We start from the raw sequence: 21,670 nt of genomic DNA, 5'->3' as shown, positions 1-21,670 counted from the left end.
CGGTCGGGGACCCGAGCTTTGGGGATCGAGGCATGTCGGCCAAGACTGCGGCGCTGCTCGGGTTGCTTACGGCGCTCGACGCGGCAGGCTACGACTTCATCACGCCGACCCCGTCAGTCAGTCGCCGAGGCCTTGAGCGGCGCCTGTCGCAACACTCGCGATTGCGGGCCATCTTCGGCTGGAGCCAACCCTTCGCCCCCTGTGACCTGGACCCCGCGCTGCTGGCCCTGGCCGAGGAAGCGCAGGTCTTGGTGCAAGAGGGTGATCTCTACCGCTGCCAGGTGAGGGTTTCCCGGTTAGCCGGCCTGCTCTTTTTGCACTCGGCGTTTCCGGCCAATGCGAGCGACGCGGTCTTCCTAGGGCCCGATTCCTACCGTTTTGCCCGCCTCATCGCCCAGGCGACGTCGGATCAGGCTGTCGCCGCGATCGCCGAGATCGGATGCGGCGCCGGGGTTGGCGGGCTGGTAGCCTCACGTCTCCACCCCACCGCGCGGCTGGAGCTGGGCGACGTCAATCTGGCGGCGCTGGAACTGGCGCATGTGAACGCGACCCACGCCGACGTGGCCGCCCAAATCCGCAAAAGCGACGGCATGACCGCGTTAAACGGCCCCTACGACCTGATCGTAGCCAATCCGCCCTATGTGGCAGGGGTGTCTGGGCGCGCCTACAAGGACGGCGGCGACATGCACGGCGCCCGTCTGGCGCTCGATTGGACCCAACAGGCGATGGAGCGGTTGAGCCCAGGCGGCCGGTTCGTGCTCTACACCGGTAGCGCCATTCTCGACGGCGGCGTCGACGCCCTGCGCCAGGCGCTGGAGGACCGGGTGTCAGCCGCGTCTCTGCGCATGCGCTATGAGGAACTCGACCCCGACATCTTCTCGGGCGAACTGCGACGCGAAGCCTACGCCGACGTCGAGCGCATCGCGGCGGTTGGCGCGGTGATCGAAAGGCCGGTCTAGTCCAGTGCGCGCGGCTGGCCATGCGGCCGTCGCGTCGTCAGGTTCAGGCCATCGCCACTGGCCAGCACATGCAGCCGGACGTCGAAGATCGATAAGGCCCGTTCGGCCCTCGCCTCTGCGATGTTCGACGCGCTGACGCCTTCGGCGTCGACGACGTAGACCGCCCCGCTGCCGATCACCTTGAAGTCATCGCCCTCCAGCACGATGGCGGTGTCCTCGTCGATGCCGACGCCCAGCACGCGGGGGCTTTGGGCGACCGCGCCGAGCAACCGGCCGATGCGGCCGCGTTCGGCGAAATGTTGGTCGATGATGGCGTCACGCACCAGTCCCAGACCCGGCGCCATCTGCAGGTCCCCGATGCGGTGGGTCTCGGCGCTGGCTCCGCGCACCATCATGGTGTCGCTCATCACCGAGGCTCCGGCCGATGTGCCGGCTAGCACCCCGCCACCGCGCCAGATGTCTCGGATGCGGGCCTCGATGGGGGTGTCGCCGATCTGGCTGCTGATCCGCAGTTGGTCGCCTCCGGAAAAGAACACGCCGGCTGCCCCGTCTAGAAGCGCCAGCTTTTCGGCCGCGTGGGTCTCGGCGCGATCTTCGATGTAGAGCTCGACGAGGTCGGTGACGCCCAGCGATCCAAAGGCCTTCTGATACGTTTCGAAATAGCCCTCCGGCGCGTGGGAGGCGATGGTGGCCAGCACCAGGCGTCCGCCGTTCAGGCGCTCGGCCACCGCCTTGAGAATAACCTTGTCGCCTTCCTTGTCCTCATGGCCGCCAATGATGATCAAGGGGCCTTCGGTCGAGCGGATGGTCATGCGAGGTCCTTTTCAGCGTCCTGGCTTCTGTGGGTGAAGGCTTTGGCGGGCGTGTCCTGACGCGCGTGGGCGACGGCGAACTGAGCGCTGGAATGGCCCCAGCCGACCCGTCCTTCGGCATCGATCACGATCAGGCCAGCCTCGCCGCCAACCTTCTCCAGGCGACCTAGGGCCGCCTTGATGGCAGCGTCCGGCGGCAGGGCTTCCAGGCTCTGCATCAGGCGAGCGGCCAAGGTCGTGCGGATCAGGCTTTCGCCATCGCCCGAAAGCGACACGCCACCGACGGCGTTGTCGGCATAGAGGCCGCAGCCGGGGAGGGGACTGTCTCCCACGCGGCCTGGATGGCAGCCGCTCAGGCCCCCCGTCGAAGTGCCTGCGGCAATGTCGCCGTGGCGATCGAGGGCCACACAGCCAACGGTGTCGCAACCCGGATCGCCGGCGCGCTCGATGATCAGGTCCGCCGGCTCGCAAAATTCGCCGCCATGGGCGCGGGCGAAAGCCTCGGCCCCGTCGGCCACGAGCAGCACCGGGGTTTCGTCCAGCATGGCTGCGGCAACAGAGATGGGGTGGCGCAAGGTCCTGACCCCGGCCACGCCGCCGACCGCCAGGCTCGCCCCGTCCATGATGGCCGCGTCGAGCTCGACGACGCCGTCCCCATTGCGCACCGCGCCGTACCCGGCATTGAAAGTCGGATCGTCCTCCAACGCCCGGACCGCAGCTTCTACGGCGTCGACAGCATGGCCCCCGGTTTCGAGGATCGCACGGCCGGCGGCCAACGCCCTCAGGCAGCCGTCCCGATGGACGTCTTCCTGGCCGGGCGGGATGTCCTTGGCGCCGCCATGCACGATGATGGCCCAGCCGCGTGAAGCGACGGTCTCAGACATAGGCAAGGCCCTGATCCGAATAGAGCCCCTGGCTCGCCGCGCCGGCCGGTTGGAAGTCGGTCACCTGTTTCCACACCGCATCCACCGCCGTTGGAAAGACAAGAACAAGATCTCCGGGTTCGGCCATGCGCAGGGCGGCATCGACCGATCGCGTCTCGCTGAGGATGCGGTGGATGCGTTGGTCGGGAAAGCCGGCCGCCAACGCGCCGTCGGTGAGCAAGGAGACCACCGTGCCGGCTGGACGTCCACGGCCGTCTGGGCGCTCGCGGAAGATCAGCTCATCAAACATTTCCGCGGCGATCGCGCCCATCTCCAGGATGTCCTCGTCGCGGCGATCTCCTGGAATGCTGACCACGCCGATCACCCGCCCGACTTTGGGCCGCAGCTGGGCGACCAGGTCGCCCATGGCTCGCATGGCGCCGGGGTTATGGGCGTAGTCGACGATGACCCGAAAACCATGGGCGTCATGGACATTGAACCGGCCTGGATTTTCGGCATGCGACGACGTGAACGCCGACAGGGCGCTGGCGATGACCTCGGGGCTGGCTCCAAGCGCATGACCCGCCAGGATCGCAGCCAAGGTGTTGGCGATGTTGAATCGCGCCATGCCGTTCAGGGTGGCGGGCAGTTGGTCTGCGTGCATCAGCGACCAGCGCTGACCCTTGTCGTGAAGCACGAGCTCGCCGCCTCTCACCGAAGGATCCAGCACGGCCAGCAACCCGCCCTGGGCAACATGCTTTTGCAGGAACGGGCTGATCTCGAACCCACCCTTCAGGGTGAAATACCCCACACGACCCCCAGCGTGGCGGGCCATGCGCAGCGTGAGCGGATCGTCGGCGTTCAGAATGCTGACGCCGCGTCGCGACACCGCTTCGGCCACGATCGATTTGACCGCCGCAAGGTCTTCCAGCGTGTCGATCCCCTTGAGCCCCAGATGGTCGGCAGAGACGTTGAGCACGATCCCGACATCGCAGCGGTCGAAAGCCAGTCCCTCACGTAACATGCCCCCGCGCGCGGTCTCAAGGACCGCCACGTCAACAGTGGGGTCGCGCAGCACCATGCGGGCGCTCTTGGGGCCGCTGGCGTCGGCCTGCAGAACCCGCTCATCATTGACGTAAACGCCGGTGGTGTTGGTTAGGCCCACGGTCTTGCCCATCTCGCGGGCGATCCGCGCGACCATGCGCACCACGGTCGATTTGCCGTTCGTGCCGGTGACTGCGACGATAGGAATGCGGCTGCGCACGCCTGGCGGAAAAAGGTTGGCGATGACGGCCTTGGCGACGTCGCGAGGCTGCCCTTCGGACGGTTCCAGATGCATGCGGAAACCAGGCGCAGCGTTGATTTCGACGATGCCGCCACCGGTTTCGCGCACCGATTGGGTAATGTCGGGAGCCATGAAGTCGATGCCGGCGACATCCAGGCCCACGGTGAGGGCAGCGCGGCAGGCGATGGCGGCGTTGTCAGGATGGATAACGTCCGTGCGATCGATGGCCGTCCCGCCAGTCGACAGGTTGGCCGTGGCCTTCAGGGCCACAATGGCGCCCGGCGGGGGGACGGCGTTCAACGAAAGGCCCGCGCGGGCCAGCATTTCGCGCACTTGGTCATCGACCACGATGCGGGTCATCACCTGCTCGTGGCCGGCGCCGCGACGAGGGTCCTGGTTGACGATCTCGATCAATTGTCCGACCGAGTGTTGCCCGTCGCCGATCACGCGAGCAGGGACGCGCTCGGCCACGGCGACGAGGTTGCCGCCCACCACCAGGATCCGGTAGTCGCGGCCAAGATATTGCTCTTCGACGATCACGCGGCGTCCATGCTTGATGGCCTGGTCGTAGCCCCAGGCGACCTGCTCGGGCGTCGAAAGCCCTAGGCTGACGCCGCGGCCGTGGTTGCCGTCGAGAGGCTTGAGAACGACCGATCCCTTGATCTTCGCAGCTTGAGCCTGGGCCTCTTCAAGCGTGCGCACGACGCCGCCACGCGGAACCGGAACCCCGGCGGCGGCCAGCAAGGTCTTGGTCAGCGCCTTGTTGCCGGCGGTCTCCACGGCGATGTGACTGGTCTGGCCGGTAATGCTGGCGCGGATCAGCTTGCGCCGTGCGCCCCACCCCAGCTGAACCAGGCTTTGGTCGTCGAGGCGCTGGACAGGAATGCCGCGGCGACGGGCCTCACAGACCAGCGATCGCGTGGTTGGACCCAGGGCCTCGCCCCTAGCGATCGCCCTGAGCCGCTCGAGATTGTGCTTGAGGTCAAACAACGGCGGCGTCAAATCGCCGACGGGCGGCGCGATCTTCTCGAGACCCTCGACGCCCTGCAGCTCGTGGGGCAGCAGGTTGTTGACCAGCTCGATCGCAGCACGGCCGGCCGCGCGACCAAGGCCTTCGCCCTCATACACATAGAGGATGTTGTAGACGCCCGGTCGGCCCTTGACCGACCGGGTCTTACCGCGGCCCACCTGCACGCCGGCCAGCTTCTGCAGTTCCAGAGCGACATGCTCAATCACGTGTCCTAGCCAGGTGCCTTCGCGCATCCGCAGAACGAGACCGCCTGGCGCCTTGTAGGAACAGCCGTGGTTTTGCAGGCCCGGAAGGGCCAGCAGCAGACGGTCGGTGAAGCCGGGCAGGCGGTGTGTTGGCCAAAATTCCAACTGGCCTAGATCCAGCTGGATTCGCACCATTGGGCGCGAGGAATAAAGGTGGGGACCACGGTAGGTCGCCGCTTCGAGGACACGCATACGTCAGGCCGCCTTCGCGGATACTTGACCGTCGAGGTCGGCGACGGACGGGCGCCGCGTCAGGAGAATGTCGCGGATGACCAGGGCCGCGGCCTGCTTGCGGGTCGCCGCCAAGCCTTGGGCGCGCGTGTGGCCGTTTTGCAGGAAGGTACGCCACAGCCACGCTCCAGCAGCAGTGGGGGCGATCGAGAACCGGATCATGTCGATGTCTCCAGTCTCAAGGCCCTGCGCGCCCCGTGCAGCGCTCAGGGACTGCAGTTGCGCGTTCATGCCGGAACTCCAAGCGGATAGGGAAATGCCGCGAGATCCTTGGGCCAAGTCTCTGCAGGTTGGGTGCGCCGGCCGCGGACCTTGACCTGCGTCTCCTCGGGCCAAACGCGCGCCATCGCCCGGGCTTCGGCGATCGCGCGCCGCCGCGCGGTGAAGAAGAGGACCTCACCAGTATCGGAGATCTTCACGCACCATCCGCCGTCATAGGGCGAAACATCGAAGATGCAGGCCATGGCGATCACTCGGCCGCATAGACAAGCGGATGCGTGTGGGCCCAGAGATGGGCGCGATAGGTGTCGAAGCACTGCTCGCCACAGATCAGGCGCATCACCGCGCCCTCGGCGATATAACGGGCCCGCGACGCATCCTCCGCCACCAGCGGGATCAGCGCTTCGGCGTTCCAGGCCTTGGAGTGCTCGATATCCAAATGCGCGTGTAGGGCGAAGTATTTGCGGGCCTCGGGCGAGACACCGTTACGCTTGAGGCCGGCGTCGACGCAGGAGACTCGCGTGGGCGCGGTCAACTCCACCACGCCCAGGGCGCCGATCGAGTGCCAGGCGTACCGGCGTGTGGTCGCGAAGGCGGTCATGGTGTTGGCCAGGCAAAGCGACTGCCAAAGAGTGGTGTCTATCGTCGGGTTCAGACCGAGGGTGGCGGTTGTCCGCGACAACATCGGCCCGTGCATGCCCTTGACGCTCCCGCGTCCCATCTCGTCCCAGTAGTTACGGGCGAGTTCCAGCTTGGCTCGGTCGGGGACCTTGACCTGCGTCATGGCCACCAGATCCTCAAAGCCGGCCTCGCCGGCCGCCTCCTGGGTCAGGAACCATTTGATGTCCTCCAGGCTGGCTGCGCCCTCGAGCCAGTCGAAGAGCGGGTCCCATTGGCCGGGCCCGTGATCCTTGAGCGCTTCGAACCAGGCGACGAAGGCTTCAGCCTCTTGGGGAACCGTCGCCACGAACGGAGCGACATGGTCGCGGAAGGCCTCGATGAACTCGCCTTCCACGCGCTTCATGTGGCGCTCTTCGTCGATCGCCTCGCGCCAATCTGCGCTCGGCGCCTCTGGCGATAGGCGACGATGGTTCCAGTGGGCCAAACCCTTGTGCAGCGCGTCGGCGTCGGGGAACTGCGGGCAGAATGCGCCAAGGCGCGACAGGCGATCGCCACCAAACATGGTTGCTACTCCAAACTGGCGGGAGGCGGCTCGGCGCGAGTGCAGAATGCGCATGCTCGCCACCTCCCAGGTTGCGTTGGCCGCGTCTTGGGCGGCGAGCAGCACAAACGGAGGCGTTCAAGCGCGCGTTCCAATGTCGGAGAGCCGGCTCTTCGTAGAGGTCCAAAAACCCTTAAGCGCGCTGGACACAGGGCATTTTATGCGCGTCTGACCCCGTCATTTGATGGGGGCGGCGCGCTTGGACCTTGACCTTCGGAACAACGGTGGCGGCGGGCGGTTGATCGACCAAACCGAGGAGATCAACGATGTCCGAAGAGACCGTCGAGCGGGCGCTGGAAAGCGACGCGCCGCTCACCGCCGCCGTCCACCAGCGCGCGGTCGCCCACCAGGTCGCCGAGGAGAGAGGCTGGCATGAAGCAGCTCTCGTAGGCCGCACGGTGACCATCAACCGGCCCCGCGCCGAACTCTACGCCTTCTGGCGCGACTTCCGGAACTTGGCGCTTTTCATGGAAAACGTTGAAAGCGTCACGCCAGGCGATGGCAAGCGCTCGCGCTGGGTGGTCAAGGCTCCGGCCGGCAAGACTGTCCAGTGGGACAGCGTCCTGACCGAGGAGGTCGAGAACGAGCTCCTAGCCTGGGAGTCAGCTGAAGGCGCCGATATCAAGAATGCAGGGCGCATCGAGTTTCGCGATGGTCCGCCCGGTCGCGGCACGGAAGTGACCGCCACCATCGTCTACGAACCGCCTGGCGGCGACCTTGGCAAGCTGATCGCTAAGCTCTTCCAGAAGGAGCCGAAGATCCAGGCGCGCCGCGAGCTGCGCCGGTTCAAGCAGCTGATGGAGACAGGGGAAATCTCCACCGCAAAAACCCCTGACGCCGCGCCGCAAGGCTGATCCGAACTCACTTCATGGGAGACGCCGATGCGCGCTCTGACTTGGCACGGCAAACACGACGTGCGCATGGACACCGTTCCAGACCCCAAGATCGTCAATCCTCGCGACGCGATCATCAAGATTACCTCCACGGCCATCTGCGGCTCGGACCTCCATCTGTACGACAGCATGATCCCGTCGATGGAGAAGGGCGACATCCTGGGCCACGAGTTCATGGGCGAAGTCGTCGAGACGGGGCCGGGCTCGACCCTGCAGAAAGGGCAGCGCGTCGTTGTCCCATTCGTCATCGCTTGCGGAAAATGCTTCCACTGCGAAAAGCAGCAGTTCTCGGGCTGCGAGAACTCCAATCCCGCCGAAACCCAAGACCTGGGCGAGATCGCCTACGGCACGGCGATGACCGGCCTGTTCGGCTATTCGCACATGACGGGCGGCTATGCCGGCGGTCAGGCCGAATATGTCCGCGTGCCCTACAGTGACGTCGGTCCCATCGTCATCCCCGACGGCCTGGAGGACGAGAAGGTTCTGTTCCTGTCCGACATCCTCCCCACCGGATGGATGGCGGCCGAGAACTGCCAGATCGAACCGGGTGACACGGTGGCGGTCTGGGGCTGCGGTCCTGTCGGCCTGTTTGCGATCCAAAGCGCCCTGATCCAGGGCGCGCACAAGGTGATCGCCATCGACCACCACCCGCACAGGCTCGAGTTGGCCAAGTCGCTGGGCGCACAGGTGCTGAACTACCACGACGTCAAGGTGCGCGAAGCGCTGATGGCCATGACTGGCGGGATCGGCCCTGACGCCTGCATCGACGCCGTCGGCATGGAGAGCCACGGCTTCTCGATCGACAACATCGTCGACGCCGTCAAGGTCGCTACCCGCCTGGGCACAGATCGCGCTCACGTGCTGCGCGAGGTGCTGATGGCCTGCCGTACGGGCGGCCGTGTATCGGTTCCGGGCGTCTACGGCGGAATGGGCGACAAGATCCCGATCGGCGCTCTGATGGAGAAGGGTCTGCAGATCCGCACAGGTCAGACCCACGTGCAGAAGTATCTGCGCCCGCTGCTCGACCTGATCGGTGAAGGCGTCATCGACACCACCTTCCTGATTAGCCACCGGTTGCCGCTCGAGAATGCGCCGGATGGCTACAAGATGTTCAAGGAAAACCAGAACGAGGTGACCAAGGTCGTTCTCAAGCCCGACTGGCAGAAGGAGGCCGCGTGATGATCGAAGATCTTCGCCCACTGGCCGTGGTCACAGGCGCCTCATCCGGCATCGGCTACGAGTTGGCGCGCCTGGCTGCCGAAGATGGCTATGACCTGGTGATCGCCGCCGACGAACCAGCCATCGTGGAGGCCCAGGCTGGCCTTGAGCAGCATGGAGGCAGGGTCGAGGCGCTGCAGGTCGACCTGTCGACGACCGAAGGCGTCGACGGTCTGCTGGCTCTAATCGGCGACCGACAGGTCGATGCCCTCATGGCCAACGCCGGTCGTGGCCTGGGTCACGGCTTCCTGGATCAGGACTGGACCGAGGCGCGGTTCGTCATTGATACCAACATCACCGGCACGGTCTATCTGATCCAGCAGGTGGCGCGCGATATGCGCGAGCGCGATCGCGGAAGGATCCTGATCACCGGCTCGATCGCCGGCCTGATGCCGGGTTCGTTCCAGGCGGTCTACAACGGCACCAAAGCCTTCCTGGACAGCTTCGCTTGGGCGCTGCGCAATGAGCTCAAAGATACCGGTGTTTCGGTCAGCTGCCTGATGCCAGGGCCGACCGAGACCGAGTTTTTTGAACGCGCCGACATGCTGGACACCAAGGTCGGCGCCGATCCCAAGAAGGCCGATCCGGCGGACGTGGCCCTGGTTGGCTATCGGGCCATGCAGAAGGGCGAGGGCGATGTCGTCGCCGGCTTCAAAAACAAGCTGCAAGCGGCCGTGGCGGCTGTAACGCCTCAGAGCGTCCTGGCCGAGCAGCATCGCAAGATGGCCGAGCCCGGCTCAGGAGAGCGCTAGTGGACGGTCCAGACAGCGCGTCCGACCCAAAGCCTGTGGACACGGACGCCGGTCTCGAGGCGCCGCCACCACCGGCTCTGGATCCCAATCGGAAAACCGGGGCGACCTCAGACCCTACAGCCGACGATCCGGGCAACGGCGCGGACTGATCCGAAAAGGACCAGCAACCAAGAACGGCTCGACGATAGGAGAAAGTGATGAGTGACAAGCCCAATACCGAAGGGCGCGAGGCCAACGCGGCGCTGCCACTCGGCGACCGGCCTGGCTTGGTCTCCGAGAAGCAAACGGTTCGAACCGGCAAGGCCGAGCAAAACTCTGCGGGGCCTGATGGGCCCAGCGCCGCCGAGGTCGGCGACACCTTCAAGGGTAAGGCGCCGTAACGCGGCGGCAGGGCGCCCCCTATGCCTGAACCCATCAGCCCCGCGCCCGTTCTCGGCGCCGGAGGACCAGATCTCCCGGCCTATGTCAGCAACGGCTTGGTGGGCCTGCGTGTGCGGAGCCAGCCGCTAGAGCCGGGCATGGCGTTGGTCAACGGCTACACCGGCGAGGATCCCGAACGCCTAATCGAAGCTGCGGCCCTCGCGCCCTATCCGCTCGCCGCTGACCTGGCGATTGATGGTGTCTGGCTCTCGGACATTGGCCACGAAGGCGATGGGGAGCAGCGCTACAACTTCTCAGCCGGCGAACTGACGAGCCGCTTTGCTTTCGCCGCGAACGATCGACGCCTGCGTTGTTCAGTCCTGACGTTCGCCAGCCGGGAAGATCCGACCCTGGTCTGCCAGGAGATCACCTTGCAGGCCGAGCAAACCTGCGAGGTCCAACTGCGGGTCGGAATTTCAACGTCAGGCATCGCTGGGCGCGCCTTGCGATCCTTGCGTCAAACGCCGGGGGAGGGCGTCTGGCACAGTGATGGCGGTCTTTTGTGGGAGTCAGCTGGCAGCCTCAGTCGCGTCGGCTTGGGATATTTCAGCGCGCTGTCTGGATCGGGCGTCGACCGGATCGAACCTGCGCATCCGGCCTTGGACGGGGGCGGCCTCTTCAGCGTCTACAAATTCAAGGCTCGGGCCGGCTCAACGTATCGGCTCGTCCAGGTCACCAGCCTTGTTGCTAGCGCTCTACATTCATGTCCCGAAGAGCAGGCGGCACGGCTGGTCGCTAAGGCGAAGTTCGACGGCTTCGAGGCTCTGCGGGAGGAAAACCGTGCCGCCTGGGACGAGCTCTGGAAGGGCCGTATCAGGCTTGTTGGCGCCGAGCCGCGCTGGCAGGCCCTGGCGGATGCGGCGTTCTTTTACTTGAACAGCTCGGTGCATCCATCCTCGTGCGCGTCGACCTCGATCTTCGGCCTCGCGACTTGGCGGGACTACCACTACTACTACGGCCACGTGATGTGGGACATCGAAGCCTTCGCCGCGCCCGTGCTTACCTTCGTCCAGCCACAGGCCGCCGCCAGTCTCCTGGACTATCGCTTTCGAAACCTTGATCGGGCCCGCGACAACGCCAAGATGATGGGCCGCCTGGGCGCTCAATTTCCCTGGGAAAGCTCAGCCTCAGGAGAGGAAGCCGCGCCTCTACCAGGGACAGCAGCTTGGCATGAGGATCACGGCTCTCTGGACGTGGCGCGAGCCTTTGCGCTTTTCGCCGATGTGACAGGTCAAGCCGAGTTCCGGCGCGAGAAAGCCTGGCCGGTGCTGTCGGCCGTGGCCGAGTGGATTGTCTCACGCGTCCACCGCACCGAGGCCGGCTATGAGATCCGTAGCTCGATGGGGATCGCGGAACGCAAGATGCCTGCAGACAACGCCGCTTTCACCAATATGGCCGCCGTCGTCGTTCTCAAGGACGCAATCCGTTGTGGCGAGCGGCTCGGCCGACACATTGATCCGGCATGGCGAGACATTGCCGACGGCATGGTCGTGCCGAAACGAGGCCACATCATTGTCTCTCACGACGCATACCGAAAGACCGAGGAAAAGGGAGCAACGCCCGACCCCTTGATGGGTCTGTGGCCGTTCGGATTCGAACTGACGTCGCAGGAGGAGCAAGCCACCTTGGCCTTCTACCTCGAACAAGCCGACGACTATTTGGGTAGCCCCATGCTTTCGGCGCTCTACGGAGCATGGGGCGCTCGTACTGGTGATCGCGCGCTGTCCTTGCAGCTCCTTGAAGACGGTTACGCCAAGTTCGAGACCGGACGTTTCAGCCAGATTATGGAGTACCGGCCGGATCGCTTTCCTGAGCAACCCAAAGCCGGTCCGTTCTTCGCCAATATGGGGGGCTTCCTCAGCAGCCTCCTGCTCGGGTTTCCTCGATTGGAGCCTGCGGAGAATACAGCCGACGGGTGGGCCCGCGCCGACGTCGTTCTGCCTGAGGGGTGGGAAGCAATCGAGGTAGACCGGATCTGGATTCACGGGCGAGCGATGAAGCTCGCGGCGCGCCACGGCGAGAGAGCACGCCTCACCGATGCCGAGGTCTAAAAGCTGGATAGGATGGAAGGGGCTTCATCGGCTATCTCACGCGCGAGATAACCAAGCTTACCGACCTTCGCAGCGAGCTGCGCGCCGCTTTCGCCGTGGACGAATACGCCCCAGGCCGAGGCTAGGAACGGGTCCGCTCCGCGCGCCAGGAGACCTGTGATCAGTCCGCCCAGCACGTCGCCGGAGCCCGAGACCCCTAGGCCCGGACCTCCGCCCGCGTAGCGCGCGGCGGCGCCATCGGGGCCGACAACAAATGAAATCGCGCCTTTCACCACCACCACGGCCTTGAACCGTTGAGCGGCGCGATGGCCAGCCGCGAGGGGGTCAGCGTCGATCGCGGCCTTCTCCTCATTCAGCAGGGCGGCCATCTCGCCAGCGTTGGGCGTGAGAACGAGGCCTTGCTGCGGCCTGGCATTTGGAACGGCGCGAAGCGCGCCGGCATCGACAATGGTCGGCCGTCCTGTCCCGAGAGATAGAAGAGCTGCTGCCCTCCCTTTGCTATCGTCGATCATGCCGGGGCCGATCAACAGCGCGTCGCAACGCGAGGCGTGTTGAGTCACAAGATCGGCGGCGCCATCGGCTTGGTCCTTCGGCAATGCTAAGACACGGGCTTCGGGAAGGGCCACGCTCAAAACGGCCACCGCGTCGCTCGCGACCGCGACCTGCAGCTTTCCAGCGCCCGAACGCAGAGCTGCTACTCCCGCCAACATCGCCGCCCCGGCGAGTTCAGCCTCTCCACCGACAACTAGGACTTGGCCTCGCCCGTGCTTGCCTTGATCGCCAGGGTCGGGGAGGGGATGGCCCCGCATCCAAGATGCGTCGAGGATTTCGAATTCGCTCATCGGGCGGCAACGTTGGCATCTGGCGCCGCCGTGACCGGCGCGGCCTCGTCTTCCAGCGGAGCGGTGAAGTTATACCGGTGGAGGACAAGTTCACCGTGGGGACCGCTCGCCGGATCGAACCGATATTCGGTGACCCCGCAGTTGGCGATATCGGCTTCTCGATCGATCGCAAGAATCTGCTCTTCGCTTAAGCCTTCCAGCAGGTAGCGCATACAGAGCACCACGACCTGGTGCGCGATGATCAGGACACGGTCGCCGCCATGATGGAGGCTCAAGGTGTCCAGCAGGCTGCGCAGGCGAAGTACGACGTCGCACCAGCTCTCACCGCCTGGGGGGCGATGATAGAACTTGCCCAGCAGGCGCCGAAACTCAGCCTGTTCGGGAAACTGCGTCTCGATGCCATGGCGGGTGAGACGATCGAGGATTCCGAACTCTTTCTCGCGCAGGCGCTCATCGGCGCAAAACTTTCGGTCGGGCTCGATTAATCCTCCGACCTCGCGCACCGCTTGGCTCGTCTGAACCGCGCGCAGATACGGCGACGACATGACGGTCCGTGGCCTTTCGTCAGCCGGAAGTCTGGCGAACCATCTGCCGAGCGCGTGGGCTTGCTCGTGCCCCAAGTCACTGAGGGGGACGTCCATATCGCGATCGGCGATATCGATGCGAGGGAGACCGGCCGCGTCAGCGGCGTCGCGGGCGACGTTCCCCGCGCTCTGTCCGTGGCGAACGATCCATAACCGGGTGGGCCAGCGCTGTTCCATGACCCAAGAACTCGCGATGTACCGACTTGGTTCTAGGTTCCGCTTTCAATGTTGGCGTCAGGAGAGCATTTTGACCCATCTTGATGTTCTGGAGTGACGGGGCGTCTTTCAGGAGCGTTCGGCTGTGATTGAAAATACGGCGTAAGTTTCTGAAATAAAAAGTGTTTTCATTCGTTTAGGAGCGCTGGCAATCGCCAGCGCTCTTTTCGTTTGTCGGCACGGGCGACGGCGTTGCGCTGGGGTTGTCCAATTGACCTTAGCGGTTATACCGTCAGCCAATCACGTCGTGACGGCATTTTTTCTCAACTTAACTCTCTGAAATCGTTGTCGAAAGATCGATCTCGGCAGGCCAAAGTGGCCTGACGGCATTTTCGCTCGCTTTCAAGCGCTTTTCAGGGGGCTCAGAGGACCGTCCATGCTGACTGAAAGCAAACTCAAATCTCTGAAACCTAAGCAGAAACTGTACAAGGTCGCTGACCGTGACGGCATTTACGTCACGGTCTCCACCACGGGGGCGATTTCCTTCCGCCTCGACTACCGCCTGAACGGCCGGCGCGAGAGCCTGACGCTGGGTCGATACGGCGCGGACGGCATCAATCTGGTGCGCGCCCGAGAGCTGGGAATGGCGGCGCGGGCCACGGTCCGCGAGGGCCGTTCGCCTATGATCGAGAAGCAGCGGACCAAGGCCAGGGTGAATGACGCCAAGACCTACGGGGAATGGGCCGAGAAGTGGCTCGAGAAAGCGCCGATGGCCGACAGCACCCGCGCCATGCGCAGGAGCATCTACGAGCGAGACATCAAGGCCATCTTCGAAAACCGCCTACTAATCGAGATCGAGCCGCAGGACATCCGGCTGGTCTGCGAGAAGATCGTCGCGCGCGATGCGCCGGCCACAGCGATCCACGTGCGCGAGCAGATGAAGCTCGTCTTCGCCTATGCCCGCCTCTACGGCGAGAAGGTGGACAATCCCGCCACCGATGTGGCCCCGGCCTCGATCGCCAGGTTCGTTCCCCGCGAACGCTCCTTGTCGCCGCGCGAAATCCGCTTGTTCTATCCGCTGCTGGAGCAGGTGCCGACCCTGCCTACCATCCGGCTGGGCATGAAGCTGATCCTGCTCACGCTGGTCCGGAAGAGCGAGTTGACTTTCGCTACCTGGGACGAAGTCGACTTCGCCAACGCCATCTGGCGCATCCCCGCCGAGCGCATGAAGTGCGGCCGGCCCCACAATATCTACCTCTCGCGCCAAGCGCTCGACATCATGATCGCGTTACGCACCTGCGCCGGGAACTCTCCTTACCTCCTGCCGTCGCGGTACGAGGCCGACCAGCCGATGTCGCGCGCGACGTTCAATCGAGTGACCACGGCCATCACCGAACGGGCAAAGCAAAACCAGCAACGCCTTGAGGCCTTCACCGTCCACGACCTACGTAGGACGGGCTCGACGCTGCTGAACGACGTGGGGTTCGACGCCGACTGGGTCGAGAAGTGTCTGGCCCACGTAGACCGCAGGACCTCGCGGAGGGTCTACAACGTGGCCGAATACGCCCACGCTCGGATCCATATGCTGCAGGAATGGGCCAACATGATCGATGCCTGGGTGGCGGGGGAGAAGTACACGCCCACCCTTCAGCCCTCCGTGACCCATGGGGTCGTTCTGGACCCGGCGGCATGATCGGCTACAACTGGCAGTTCAGCTTCGCAGTTGGTGACCGCGTACGGAGATTGCGTTGAGCGTCACGATCAAAAAAACGGCGGCCTATACGCTTCGGGACGCGCTCAGGAGTCTCTTTCCAAGGGGTTACCTCGACCACAAGGGCTATCAGACGCGCCTTGAGCTCACGGACACGAAGCGGCTGCCTCCGAAGCTGCACAAGACCTTTGAGAACCCGCCCTATTTGGCGGTGGACCTCTTCGCGATCGCCGGCTTCCTACTTCTCAAAAGTGGTGGCTACCATCATGTCAGTCCCGAAGTCGGTGGGGCTGCTAGCCCCAGGATGATCACCGTTACGGCCGCTCAACGAGATGCTTGGAAAGCAGCCGGACGTCAGTGGCGAGAAGCGACTGGGGGTGTCGTTCCGCCTCCACCGCCCGAACTCATCGCGGCGTGGGATGAGCTCAAAGAGTGGTTCCGCAACGACCTCTTCCGGGAAAAGCTGCCGTCGGCCAAGCCGCGACCGTGGTGGCCCGCATGCGTCGCGCTTTTGGCGATCGCCGATGAAGCCGCGGCCAATGTCGGGTTTGAGGCCAGTGCGTCCAACGCCCAGGCGTTCACCGCCGACGTGCAGATGCGCAAAGAGATCGCCGCCAATCGCAAGGTCTACACGCTGTCGAGCGCCGACCCCGACCACATCTGCGTCCTGCCCAAGAGCCGTACACCGAAGGTCGGTTGCACATTGCGCTCGCTCTCGCATCATCTGGCGCTGTTGCCTTCGCGGGGCTTGGCGCGCGCCTATTGGAGTCCGGCCCCGCAGATCAGCGGCGAGAGCGCGACCGTCGCCAACGCGCCGTTCAACCTCGTGATCATTCCCTCGCCGTTCAAGGTGAGGGCCGAGGCTTTCAGGGGGACACCGGCGACGGACGCCACTTGGGGATGGTTCCACATCAAGTCCCATTGGTGTCCAGCGAGTGGAGCGAAGAAGGGTAAGGCCTTCAGGGATGGGTTTGAGCCGTTTCTGAAGTTCGTGACCGATGTGCTCGACGAAGCCGCGCGCGACGTGGGCACTGTTCATGGCCTTGTCTTCCCAGAAGCTGCGCTGAGCTACGAGGTGTTTCAGAAGCTTTGCCTCGAACTCCAGCAGCGGCCGGGATTGGAACTCTTGGTGGCAGGACTGTTCGACGCGCGAGACCCGACGGGCGGATACCGCGAGGGCAACTTCGCGGCGATGGCGCGCTTGGACGAGGACGCAAAGGGCAAGAAGAAGTTCGACATCGCTACCCGCGAAAAGCACCATCGGTGGCGCATAGAGAAGTCGCAGATCGACGCCTACGCCTTGGGCTCCGCCCTCGACGCCAATTCAGGCTGGTGGGAGAAGATCGACATTCTCAGCCGCAGCCTCGACGTCTTCGTGCTGCGCGGCGGTGCTACGGTCACGACCTTGATTTGCGAGGACCTCGCGCGCAATGACCCTTGCCAAGAGCTGGTCCGGGGCGTGGGTCCCAATCTGTTGATCGCGCTCCTGATGGACGGACCGCAATTGAAGGATCGCTGGCCAGCGCGTTACGCCACGGTTCTCGCCGAGGATCCGGGTTCGTCAGTGCTGTCGGTGACGTCGAAGGGCCTGATCGCCAGGTCCAACGCCACCAAGCGCTTCCCGGCTTCGGACAAAATTGCATTGTGGCGGGACGACTCGGGTCGCACCGAAGAATTATCGCTGCCCGACGGGGCGCACGGCTTATGCCTTACCCTTCAGCCGGGCGCCGTCAGCGAACGCAGTCTCGATGGACGCCTCAACAGCAACGCGCAGTCCTGGCGGCTGACCGGTATTGTACCGGTGACGGCCACGCCCGATGTCGATATTCTCGCGGGAGAGTGGCCTGGTGGGCTGTAGCCGCGTTACGCGGCTACAAGCTCTTCTTCGTCTTCGTCGACGACCTCAGCTTGGTGGGGCGCCATTTCGGCGGCCACGGCGAAGGCGGCAGGCGACATCGCTTCGAGAGCCTTCAGGGCTTCGCGATTTTGTTCAAGGAATGCGTCGCCATATTCCAACATGTTTGGCTCCTCAATCCCGTGATGGAATCACACTGTGAATTCCAACGTTGAAGACGATACTAATTTGGCCCCTCGTGTCACGACGTACAAGAGCGACCAAACATCCAACGCGATGTTCACGTTGGATGTTGCGTACATAATCCAAGTTGGTGTCGGAACACGCATTAAATCGGTTTCAAATTTCGTATCAAAACCCTGGCGAAAATAGTTCGTGGCCAACGACGAAGAAGTTCGCGGCAATTTCGAACCGGCGTCGAAGCGTACATGGCGACCGTGTCGACATCGCTGGCGAGGGCCTCGTTCTGATCTACCGGTGAACAGGACGCGTGCGGCGTGCACGCACGTCAGGGCCCTCGGCGGGCTCTGCCGAGTCGTGGGCGGCCTTTTTGCGCTGGGCCAGCCAGGTTTCGATCTCGCCCAAATCCCACACCACGCAGCGGCGGGTGAGAGGAAAGCGGCGGGGGAATTCCCCGCGCTTTTCCATTTCGTAGATCGTGGTGTCGGCCAGAGGCACCATTTTGCGCAGTTCCGGTCGACGGATGGCGCGGGTGGTGGGCATAGAGCCGAGCGAGCGAGAAGGCGACACGGTATTCTGCGGCATGGCGTACTCCTTCGCCATCAGTAGCCACCGCAGCCGATAGGCCCGCAAGCGTCAGGCCCGCCGGGGCGGGGCCTGGCGTAGAAAGACAGGCATTCGACGGGCCTTCGGGTCGTCAGGCCTCGGCCGCGATCTGGCGAAGGGCCTGTTTAAAGTACTTGGCTGGGTGGCCGCCAAAGATCAGGTAACGGTCGTTGATGACCACGGCCGGCATCGAACCTTGTCGGACGTTCCGCTAGACTGCTGATGGGCTATCCGCCTAAGCGACGCGGCCGTTTCCACGCATGCTGCTGCTGCCTCGCGGCCCTTGTTGCCGGCGTCGTCGCGGGAGCGAGTCTCCGCCTGTTGGTCGGTGTAGGTCGTCAGCACGCCGAAGGCGATTGGCGTCTCCGTCGCCAGGCTAGCGCTGACCAGGCCCCAGGCAGCGCCAGCACTGATGAATTCGAAGTGCGCAGTGTCGCCCTTGATGACACAGCCTAAACAGGCGACCCCGGCATATCGGCCCGTGCGTGCCAGAGTCTGGGCGATCAGCGGCAGCTCGAAGGCTCCGGGGGCTTCGAAGATGTCGGCCTCTTCGACTGGTGCGCCGTGTTCGGCGAACTCGGCCAGGGCGCCAGCCAGCAGGCCGCCGGTGACCTCAGGGTTGAAGCGGCTGATGGCGATGGCGAAGCGCGGAGCGGTCATGCGGAGATCCGGGAAGGCGGCAGGGAAAGGCGGTGGCCCAGCTTGGCGCGCTTGGTAGCCAAATAGTCAGCGCGGTGCGGATCGGGCGGGGCAACCAGCGGCAGGATCTCGCGTACCGTAATGCCCAGGTCTTCCAGCGCTGTGACCTTGCGCGGGTTGTTGCTGAGTAGCCGGACCTTGTCGGCACCCAGCGATCGCAAGATGTCGGCGGCGGCGGCGTAGTCACGCGCGTCGTCGGCGAAGCCCAGGGCGTGGTTGGCCTCCACGGTGTCCAGCCCCCGGTCCTGCAAGGCATAGGCAGCAATCTTGTTGGCCAGACCGATGCCGCGCCCCTCATGACCGCGCACATTGACCAACACGCCGTTATCCGACGCGGCGATCGCCGCCAGCGCTGCGTCCAACTGGGCCCCGCAGTCACAGCGGCGCGACCCTAGAGCGTCGCCGGTCAGGCATTCGGAATGCACCCGTACCAGTGGCGTGCCGGTGAGGGGGCCGCGCACGAGGGCTAGGTGTTCGCCGCCCTCTAGGCGGCTTCGAAAGGCCTGGACCTCGAAGGTCCCGTGGCGGGTGGGAAGCTTGGCGGCGCCTACCGCTTCGACCGGCGGATCGATGGCGATCAGAAAAGCGCGCAGTTCGGCGATGCTGAGAATCGGCAGGTCATGGCGGGTGGAAAAGATGGTCAGGTCGTCGCCCCGCGCCATCGTCCCGTCGTCGTTCATGACCTCGCAGATCACCGCCGCTGGCGTCAGGCCCGCCATACGCGCCAGTTCCACCGAGGCCTCGGTGTGGCCGGCTCGCGCCAACACCCCGCCGGGTACGGCGCGCAGCGGGAAGACGTGGCCGGGTGAGACCAGATCGGTCGGATTGGCGTTTGCCGCGACCGCCGCCTGGATGGTCCGCGCGCGGTCGGCAGCCGAGATCCCGGTATGGATCCCTTCGGCCGCCTCGATCGAGACGGTGAAGGCCGTGCCGCGACGGGTGCGGTTATCGGCGACCATGGGTGGAAGGCCCAGCTGGTCAATGGTCGGAGCGTCCATGGCCAGGCAGATCAGGCCGCTGGCCTGCTTGGCCATGAAGGCCACCGTATTCGCGTCAGCGAACTGGGCGGCCAGAACAAGGTCGCCCTCGTTCTCGCGGTCCTCGTCATCAACGAGAATGATCATGCCGCCGGTCTTCAGGCGTTCGATGGCGACGTTCAGGCGTTCAGGGAGGCGTGGCATAGCCGCTCCACATATTTGGCCAGCACGTCGACCTCGACATTGATCGGGTCGCTGACGCGGGCGTGCTGCAGGTTGGTGTGGGTCCAGGTGTGGGGGATCAGAGTGATCCCGACGGCGAAGCGGCCAGCATCGACCGGCTCAACAGAATTGAGTGTCAGGCTGACGCCATTCAGGGCGATGGAGCCCTTCTCGACGCAGTAAGGGGCCAGTGACGCCGGCAGGTCGAAGCGGACTTTCCTGGCTCCATCCTCTTGGACGGCCGAGGCCAAGCGGGCCTCGCCATCGACATGGCCCTGTACGAGGTGTCCCGACAGCCGCGTGGCCAGGGTGACAGCCCGCTCCAGGTTGACGATGTCGCCGACCGCAAGAGTCTTGAGGTTGGTGCGCGCGAGGCTTTCGGCGCTGACGAACACCTCAGCGTCACCGGTCTCGTCGCTGGCGACGATGGTCATGCAGGCGCCGTTGACCGCCAAGCTTTCGCCCAGGGCTAGATCAGGAAACGCCGTCTGTAAGGTCAGGCGCATGGCCCCGTTGGCCACCGGCTCGACAGCCGTCACCTCGCCCAGGCGCTCGATGATTCCGGAAAACATCGGCTCTCCCCCTTTAGGCCAGCCGGCGGCTGACGGTGTCGCCGCCCGCGCGCTGGCGAATGATCACGTGCTCGTCCCACAGGCCGGCCTCCAGAAAAGCGGACAGCAGGGTGGGACCGCACTCGACCAGGGCCTCCATGACCCCGTCCTCGGCCAGGGCGGCCAGCATTTCGGACATGTCGCCGTGCAGGCTGGGGACAAAGCCTCGCTCCCGCGCCGCGTCGAGATAGGCCGGGGCGGTGCGCCCGCGACGATCGAGGATGGCCAGGCGGCGCGACTGACGGCGCGGATCCTTGACGTGCCGGACGGTGAAGAGCGGCGCGTCGGCCAGGATCGTGCCCGAACCGGTGATCACTGCGTCGGCCCGTCGGCGCAGGTCGTGGGCCAGGGTCAGCGAAGTCTCGTTCGTGAAGGTCTTGGCGCCGGCCGGCGGCAGCATCGAGCCCTCAGCGTCCAGGGCCTGCTTGATCGTCAGCCATGGCCGCGCCTTGGTCAGGCGGGTGGCGAAGGGCGCGATGAGGCGGGAGGCTCTGGCGGCAAGTGCGCGTGCGTCGCGGTGATCGAGGTCGGTGATTGGACGGGTGGCCACGCCCATGGCCTCCAGCCTCGCCGCTCCGCCGGCGGCCGTCGGGTTTGGGTCGGTCGCCCCGTACCACACCGCCCGAGTGGGGCTGGCCAGGATCGCCTCGGCGCAGGGCGGGGTGCGGCCGCGGTGCGTGCAGGGCTCCAGGGAGACGACCAGCGTATGAACGGCGTCGAAGCGTCCTTTGGCGTGGCAAGAGGCCAGTGCAGCGCCTTCGGCGTGGGGCCGCCCTGCGGCCTCGTGAGCGGCGACTGCCAGCACCATCCCGTCCGCCGCCAACAAGGCGCAGCCCACCGGCGGGTTGGGCGCGGTGGCGCCGGTGAAGCGGTCGGCGGCGTCCAGGGCTAGCCGGAAGCCGGTCGCGATCTGAGCTGGGGTCGGGGAGGGGGCCGTCATGGGCCGTCTACTAATGACGGGATCGGCCGCGTCTCAAGCAAGCATCGCCAATCTCGCGCCTAACATGTTAGGCGGCATTGGGAATGA

General features: G+C 64.9%; 22 protein-coding genes. 8 read left to right on the top strand and 14 right to left on the bottom strand.

Annotated features, from left to right (window positions below; translation table 11 throughout):
* Positions 1-32: 32 nt before the first annotated feature.
* Positions 33-959 (top strand): methyltransferase, encoded by a 927-nt coding sequence (locus tag ABDW31_RS17085; protein WP_343699156.1) that lies wholly within the window; start codon positions 33-35, stop codon positions 957-959.
* On the opposite strand, the gene ABDW31_RS17080 is transcribed toward ABDW31_RS17085, so the two are convergent.
* From ABDW31_RS17080 to ABDW31_RS17055, 6 genes are read right to left on the bottom strand one after another with little or no spacing between them, the layout of a single operon-like run.
* Complete coding sequence (locus ABDW31_RS17080) at positions 956-1,771, bottom strand: cyanophycinase (RefSeq protein WP_343699155.1); 816 nt, start codon at positions 1,769-1,771, stop codon at positions 956-958. The genes ABDW31_RS17085 and ABDW31_RS17080 overlap by 4 nt on opposite strands.
* On the bottom strand, positions 1,768-2,655 hold the full coding sequence (locus ABDW31_RS17075) for an isoaspartyl peptidase/L-asparaginase family protein (RefSeq protein ID WP_343699154.1): 888 nt from the start codon (positions 2,653-2,655) through the stop codon (positions 1,768-1,770). The genes ABDW31_RS17080 and ABDW31_RS17075 overlap by 4 nt, the downstream gene beginning before the upstream one ends.
* Positions 2,648-5,386, bottom strand: a complete 2,739-nt coding sequence (gene cphA / locus ABDW31_RS17070) for a cyanophycin synthetase (RefSeq protein ID WP_343699153.1) — start codon at positions 5,384-5,386, stop codon at positions 2,648-2,650. The genes ABDW31_RS17075 and cphA overlap by 8 nt, the downstream gene beginning before the upstream one ends.
* A gap of 3 nt (positions 5,387-5,389) precedes the next feature.
* Positions 5,390-5,656: a hypothetical protein gene (locus ABDW31_RS17065; protein WP_343699152.1), complete on the bottom strand. Its 267-nt coding sequence runs from the start codon at positions 5,654-5,656 to the stop codon at positions 5,390-5,392.
* On the bottom strand, positions 5,653-5,889 hold the full coding sequence (locus ABDW31_RS17060; protein ID WP_343699151.1) for a hypothetical protein: 237 nt from the start codon (positions 5,887-5,889) through the stop codon (positions 5,653-5,655). Before ABDW31_RS17060 ends, ABDW31_RS17065 begins: the two co-directional genes overlap by 4 nt.
* Before the next feature lie 5 nt (positions 5,890-5,894).
* Positions 5,895-6,881, bottom strand: a complete 987-nt coding sequence (locus ABDW31_RS17055) for an iron-containing redox enzyme family protein (protein ID WP_343699150.1) — start codon at positions 6,879-6,881, stop codon at positions 5,895-5,897.
* A 251-nt stretch (positions 6,882-7,132) separates the two neighbouring features.
* Between ABDW31_RS17055 and ABDW31_RS17050 the strand changes: the two genes are divergently transcribed.
* The 5 genes from ABDW31_RS17050 (at position 7,133) to ABDW31_RS17030 (ending at position 12,200) form a co-directional block, all read left to right on the top strand.
* Positions 7,133-7,720: an SRPBCC family protein gene (locus ABDW31_RS17050; RefSeq protein ID WP_343699149.1), complete on the top strand. Its 588-nt coding sequence runs from the start codon at positions 7,133-7,135 to the stop codon at positions 7,718-7,720.
* Between the two features lie 27 nt (positions 7,721-7,747).
* Positions 7,748-8,938, top strand: coding sequence for a zinc-dependent alcohol dehydrogenase (locus ABDW31_RS17045; RefSeq protein WP_343699148.1), 1,191 nt, complete (start codon positions 7,748-7,750; stop codon positions 8,936-8,938).
* Positions 8,938-9,729 (top strand): SDR family NAD(P)-dependent oxidoreductase, encoded by a 792-nt coding sequence (locus tag ABDW31_RS17040; protein ID WP_343699147.1) that lies wholly within the window; start codon positions 8,938-8,940, stop codon positions 9,727-9,729. The genes ABDW31_RS17045 and ABDW31_RS17040 overlap by 1 nt, the downstream gene beginning before the upstream one ends.
* A 197-nt stretch (positions 9,730-9,926) precedes the next feature.
* Complete coding sequence (locus ABDW31_RS17035; RefSeq protein WP_343699146.1) at positions 9,927-10,109, top strand: hypothetical protein; 183 nt, start codon at positions 9,927-9,929, stop codon at positions 10,107-10,109.
* Between the two features lie 138 nt (positions 10,110-10,247).
* A complete protein-coding gene (locus ABDW31_RS17030; RefSeq protein ID WP_343699145.1) occupies positions 10,248-12,200 on the top strand; it encodes a glycoside hydrolase family 65 protein in 1,953 nt (650 codons plus the stop codon).
* Here ABDW31_RS17030 and ABDW31_RS17025 read toward each other — a convergent pair.
* Positions 12,197-13,042 carry an NAD(P)H-hydrate dehydratase gene (locus ABDW31_RS17025; protein WP_343699144.1) on the bottom strand — a complete coding sequence of 282 codons (846 nt, stop codon included), beginning with the start codon at positions 13,040-13,042 and terminating at the stop codon, positions 12,197-12,199. The genes ABDW31_RS17030 and ABDW31_RS17025 overlap by 4 nt on opposite strands.
* On the bottom strand, positions 13,039-13,803 hold the full coding sequence (locus ABDW31_RS17020) for a histidine phosphatase family protein (RefSeq protein ID WP_343699143.1): 765 nt from the start codon (positions 13,801-13,803) through the stop codon (positions 13,039-13,041). Before ABDW31_RS17020 ends, ABDW31_RS17025 begins: the two co-directional genes overlap by 4 nt.
* 415 nt (positions 13,804-14,218) lie before the next feature.
* Here ABDW31_RS17020 and ABDW31_RS17015 point away from each other — a divergent pair, with 415 nt between their 5' ends.
* Entirely contained in the window at positions 14,219-15,475 is a 1,257-nt protein-coding gene (locus ABDW31_RS17015; protein ID WP_343699142.1) for a tyrosine-type recombinase/integrase, read from the top strand.
* Positions 15,476-15,530: 55 nt separating this feature from the next.
* Positions 15,531-17,351, top strand: coding sequence for a hypothetical protein (locus ABDW31_RS17010; protein ID WP_184719072.1), 1,821 nt, complete (start codon positions 15,531-15,533; stop codon positions 17,349-17,351).
* A gap of 5 nt (positions 17,352-17,356) precedes the next feature.
* Here ABDW31_RS17010 and ABDW31_RS17005 read toward each other — a convergent pair whose 3' ends face one another.
* The 6 genes from ABDW31_RS17005 to ribD form a co-directional block, all read right to left on the bottom strand.
* The gene (locus tag ABDW31_RS17005; protein ID WP_172274710.1) at positions 17,357-17,512 is read right to left on the bottom strand and encodes a hypothetical protein; all 156 of its coding nucleotides are present in this window, start codon (positions 17,510-17,512) and stop codon (positions 17,357-17,359) included.
* A gap of 307 nt (positions 17,513-17,819) precedes the next feature.
* On the bottom strand, positions 17,820-18,113 hold the full coding sequence (locus ABDW31_RS17000) for an AlpA family phage regulatory protein (RefSeq protein ID WP_184719073.1): 294 nt from the start codon (positions 18,111-18,113) through the stop codon (positions 17,820-17,822).
* A 177-nt stretch (positions 18,114-18,290) separates the two neighbouring features.
* Positions 18,291-18,794 (bottom strand): 6,7-dimethyl-8-ribityllumazine synthase, encoded by a 504-nt coding sequence (gene ribH / locus ABDW31_RS16995; protein WP_184719074.1) that lies wholly within the window; start codon positions 18,792-18,794, stop codon positions 18,291-18,293.
* Positions 18,791-20,014: a 3,4-dihydroxy-2-butanone-4-phosphate synthase gene (gene ribB / locus ABDW31_RS16990; protein ID WP_343699141.1), complete on the bottom strand. Its 1,224-nt coding sequence runs from the start codon at positions 20,012-20,014 to the stop codon at positions 18,791-18,793. Before ribB ends, ribH begins: the two co-directional genes overlap by 4 nt.
* The gene (locus ABDW31_RS16985; protein ID WP_184719076.1) at positions 19,990-20,604 is read right to left on the bottom strand and encodes a riboflavin synthase; all 615 of its coding nucleotides are present in this window, start codon (positions 20,602-20,604) and stop codon (positions 19,990-19,992) included. The genes ribB and ABDW31_RS16985 overlap by 25 nt, the downstream gene beginning before the upstream one ends.
* A gap of 13 nt (positions 20,605-20,617) precedes the next feature.
* The gene (gene ribD / locus ABDW31_RS16980) at positions 20,618-21,583 is read right to left on the bottom strand and encodes a bifunctional diaminohydroxyphosphoribosylaminopyrimidine deaminase/5-amino-6-(5-phosphoribosylamino)uracil reductase RibD (protein WP_184719077.1); all 966 of its coding nucleotides are present in this window, start codon (positions 21,581-21,583) and stop codon (positions 20,618-20,620) included.
* Between the last annotated feature and the right edge of the window lie 87 nt (positions 21,584-21,670).

The sequence above is a fragment of the Caulobacter sp. genome (genome assembly GCF_039596335.1).
Classification (GTDB): Bacteria; Pseudomonadota; Alphaproteobacteria; order Caulobacterales; family Caulobacteraceae; genus Caulobacter.
Note: the sequence above shows the minus strand (reverse complement) of the source record. Positions and strands in the feature narration are given on the sequence as shown.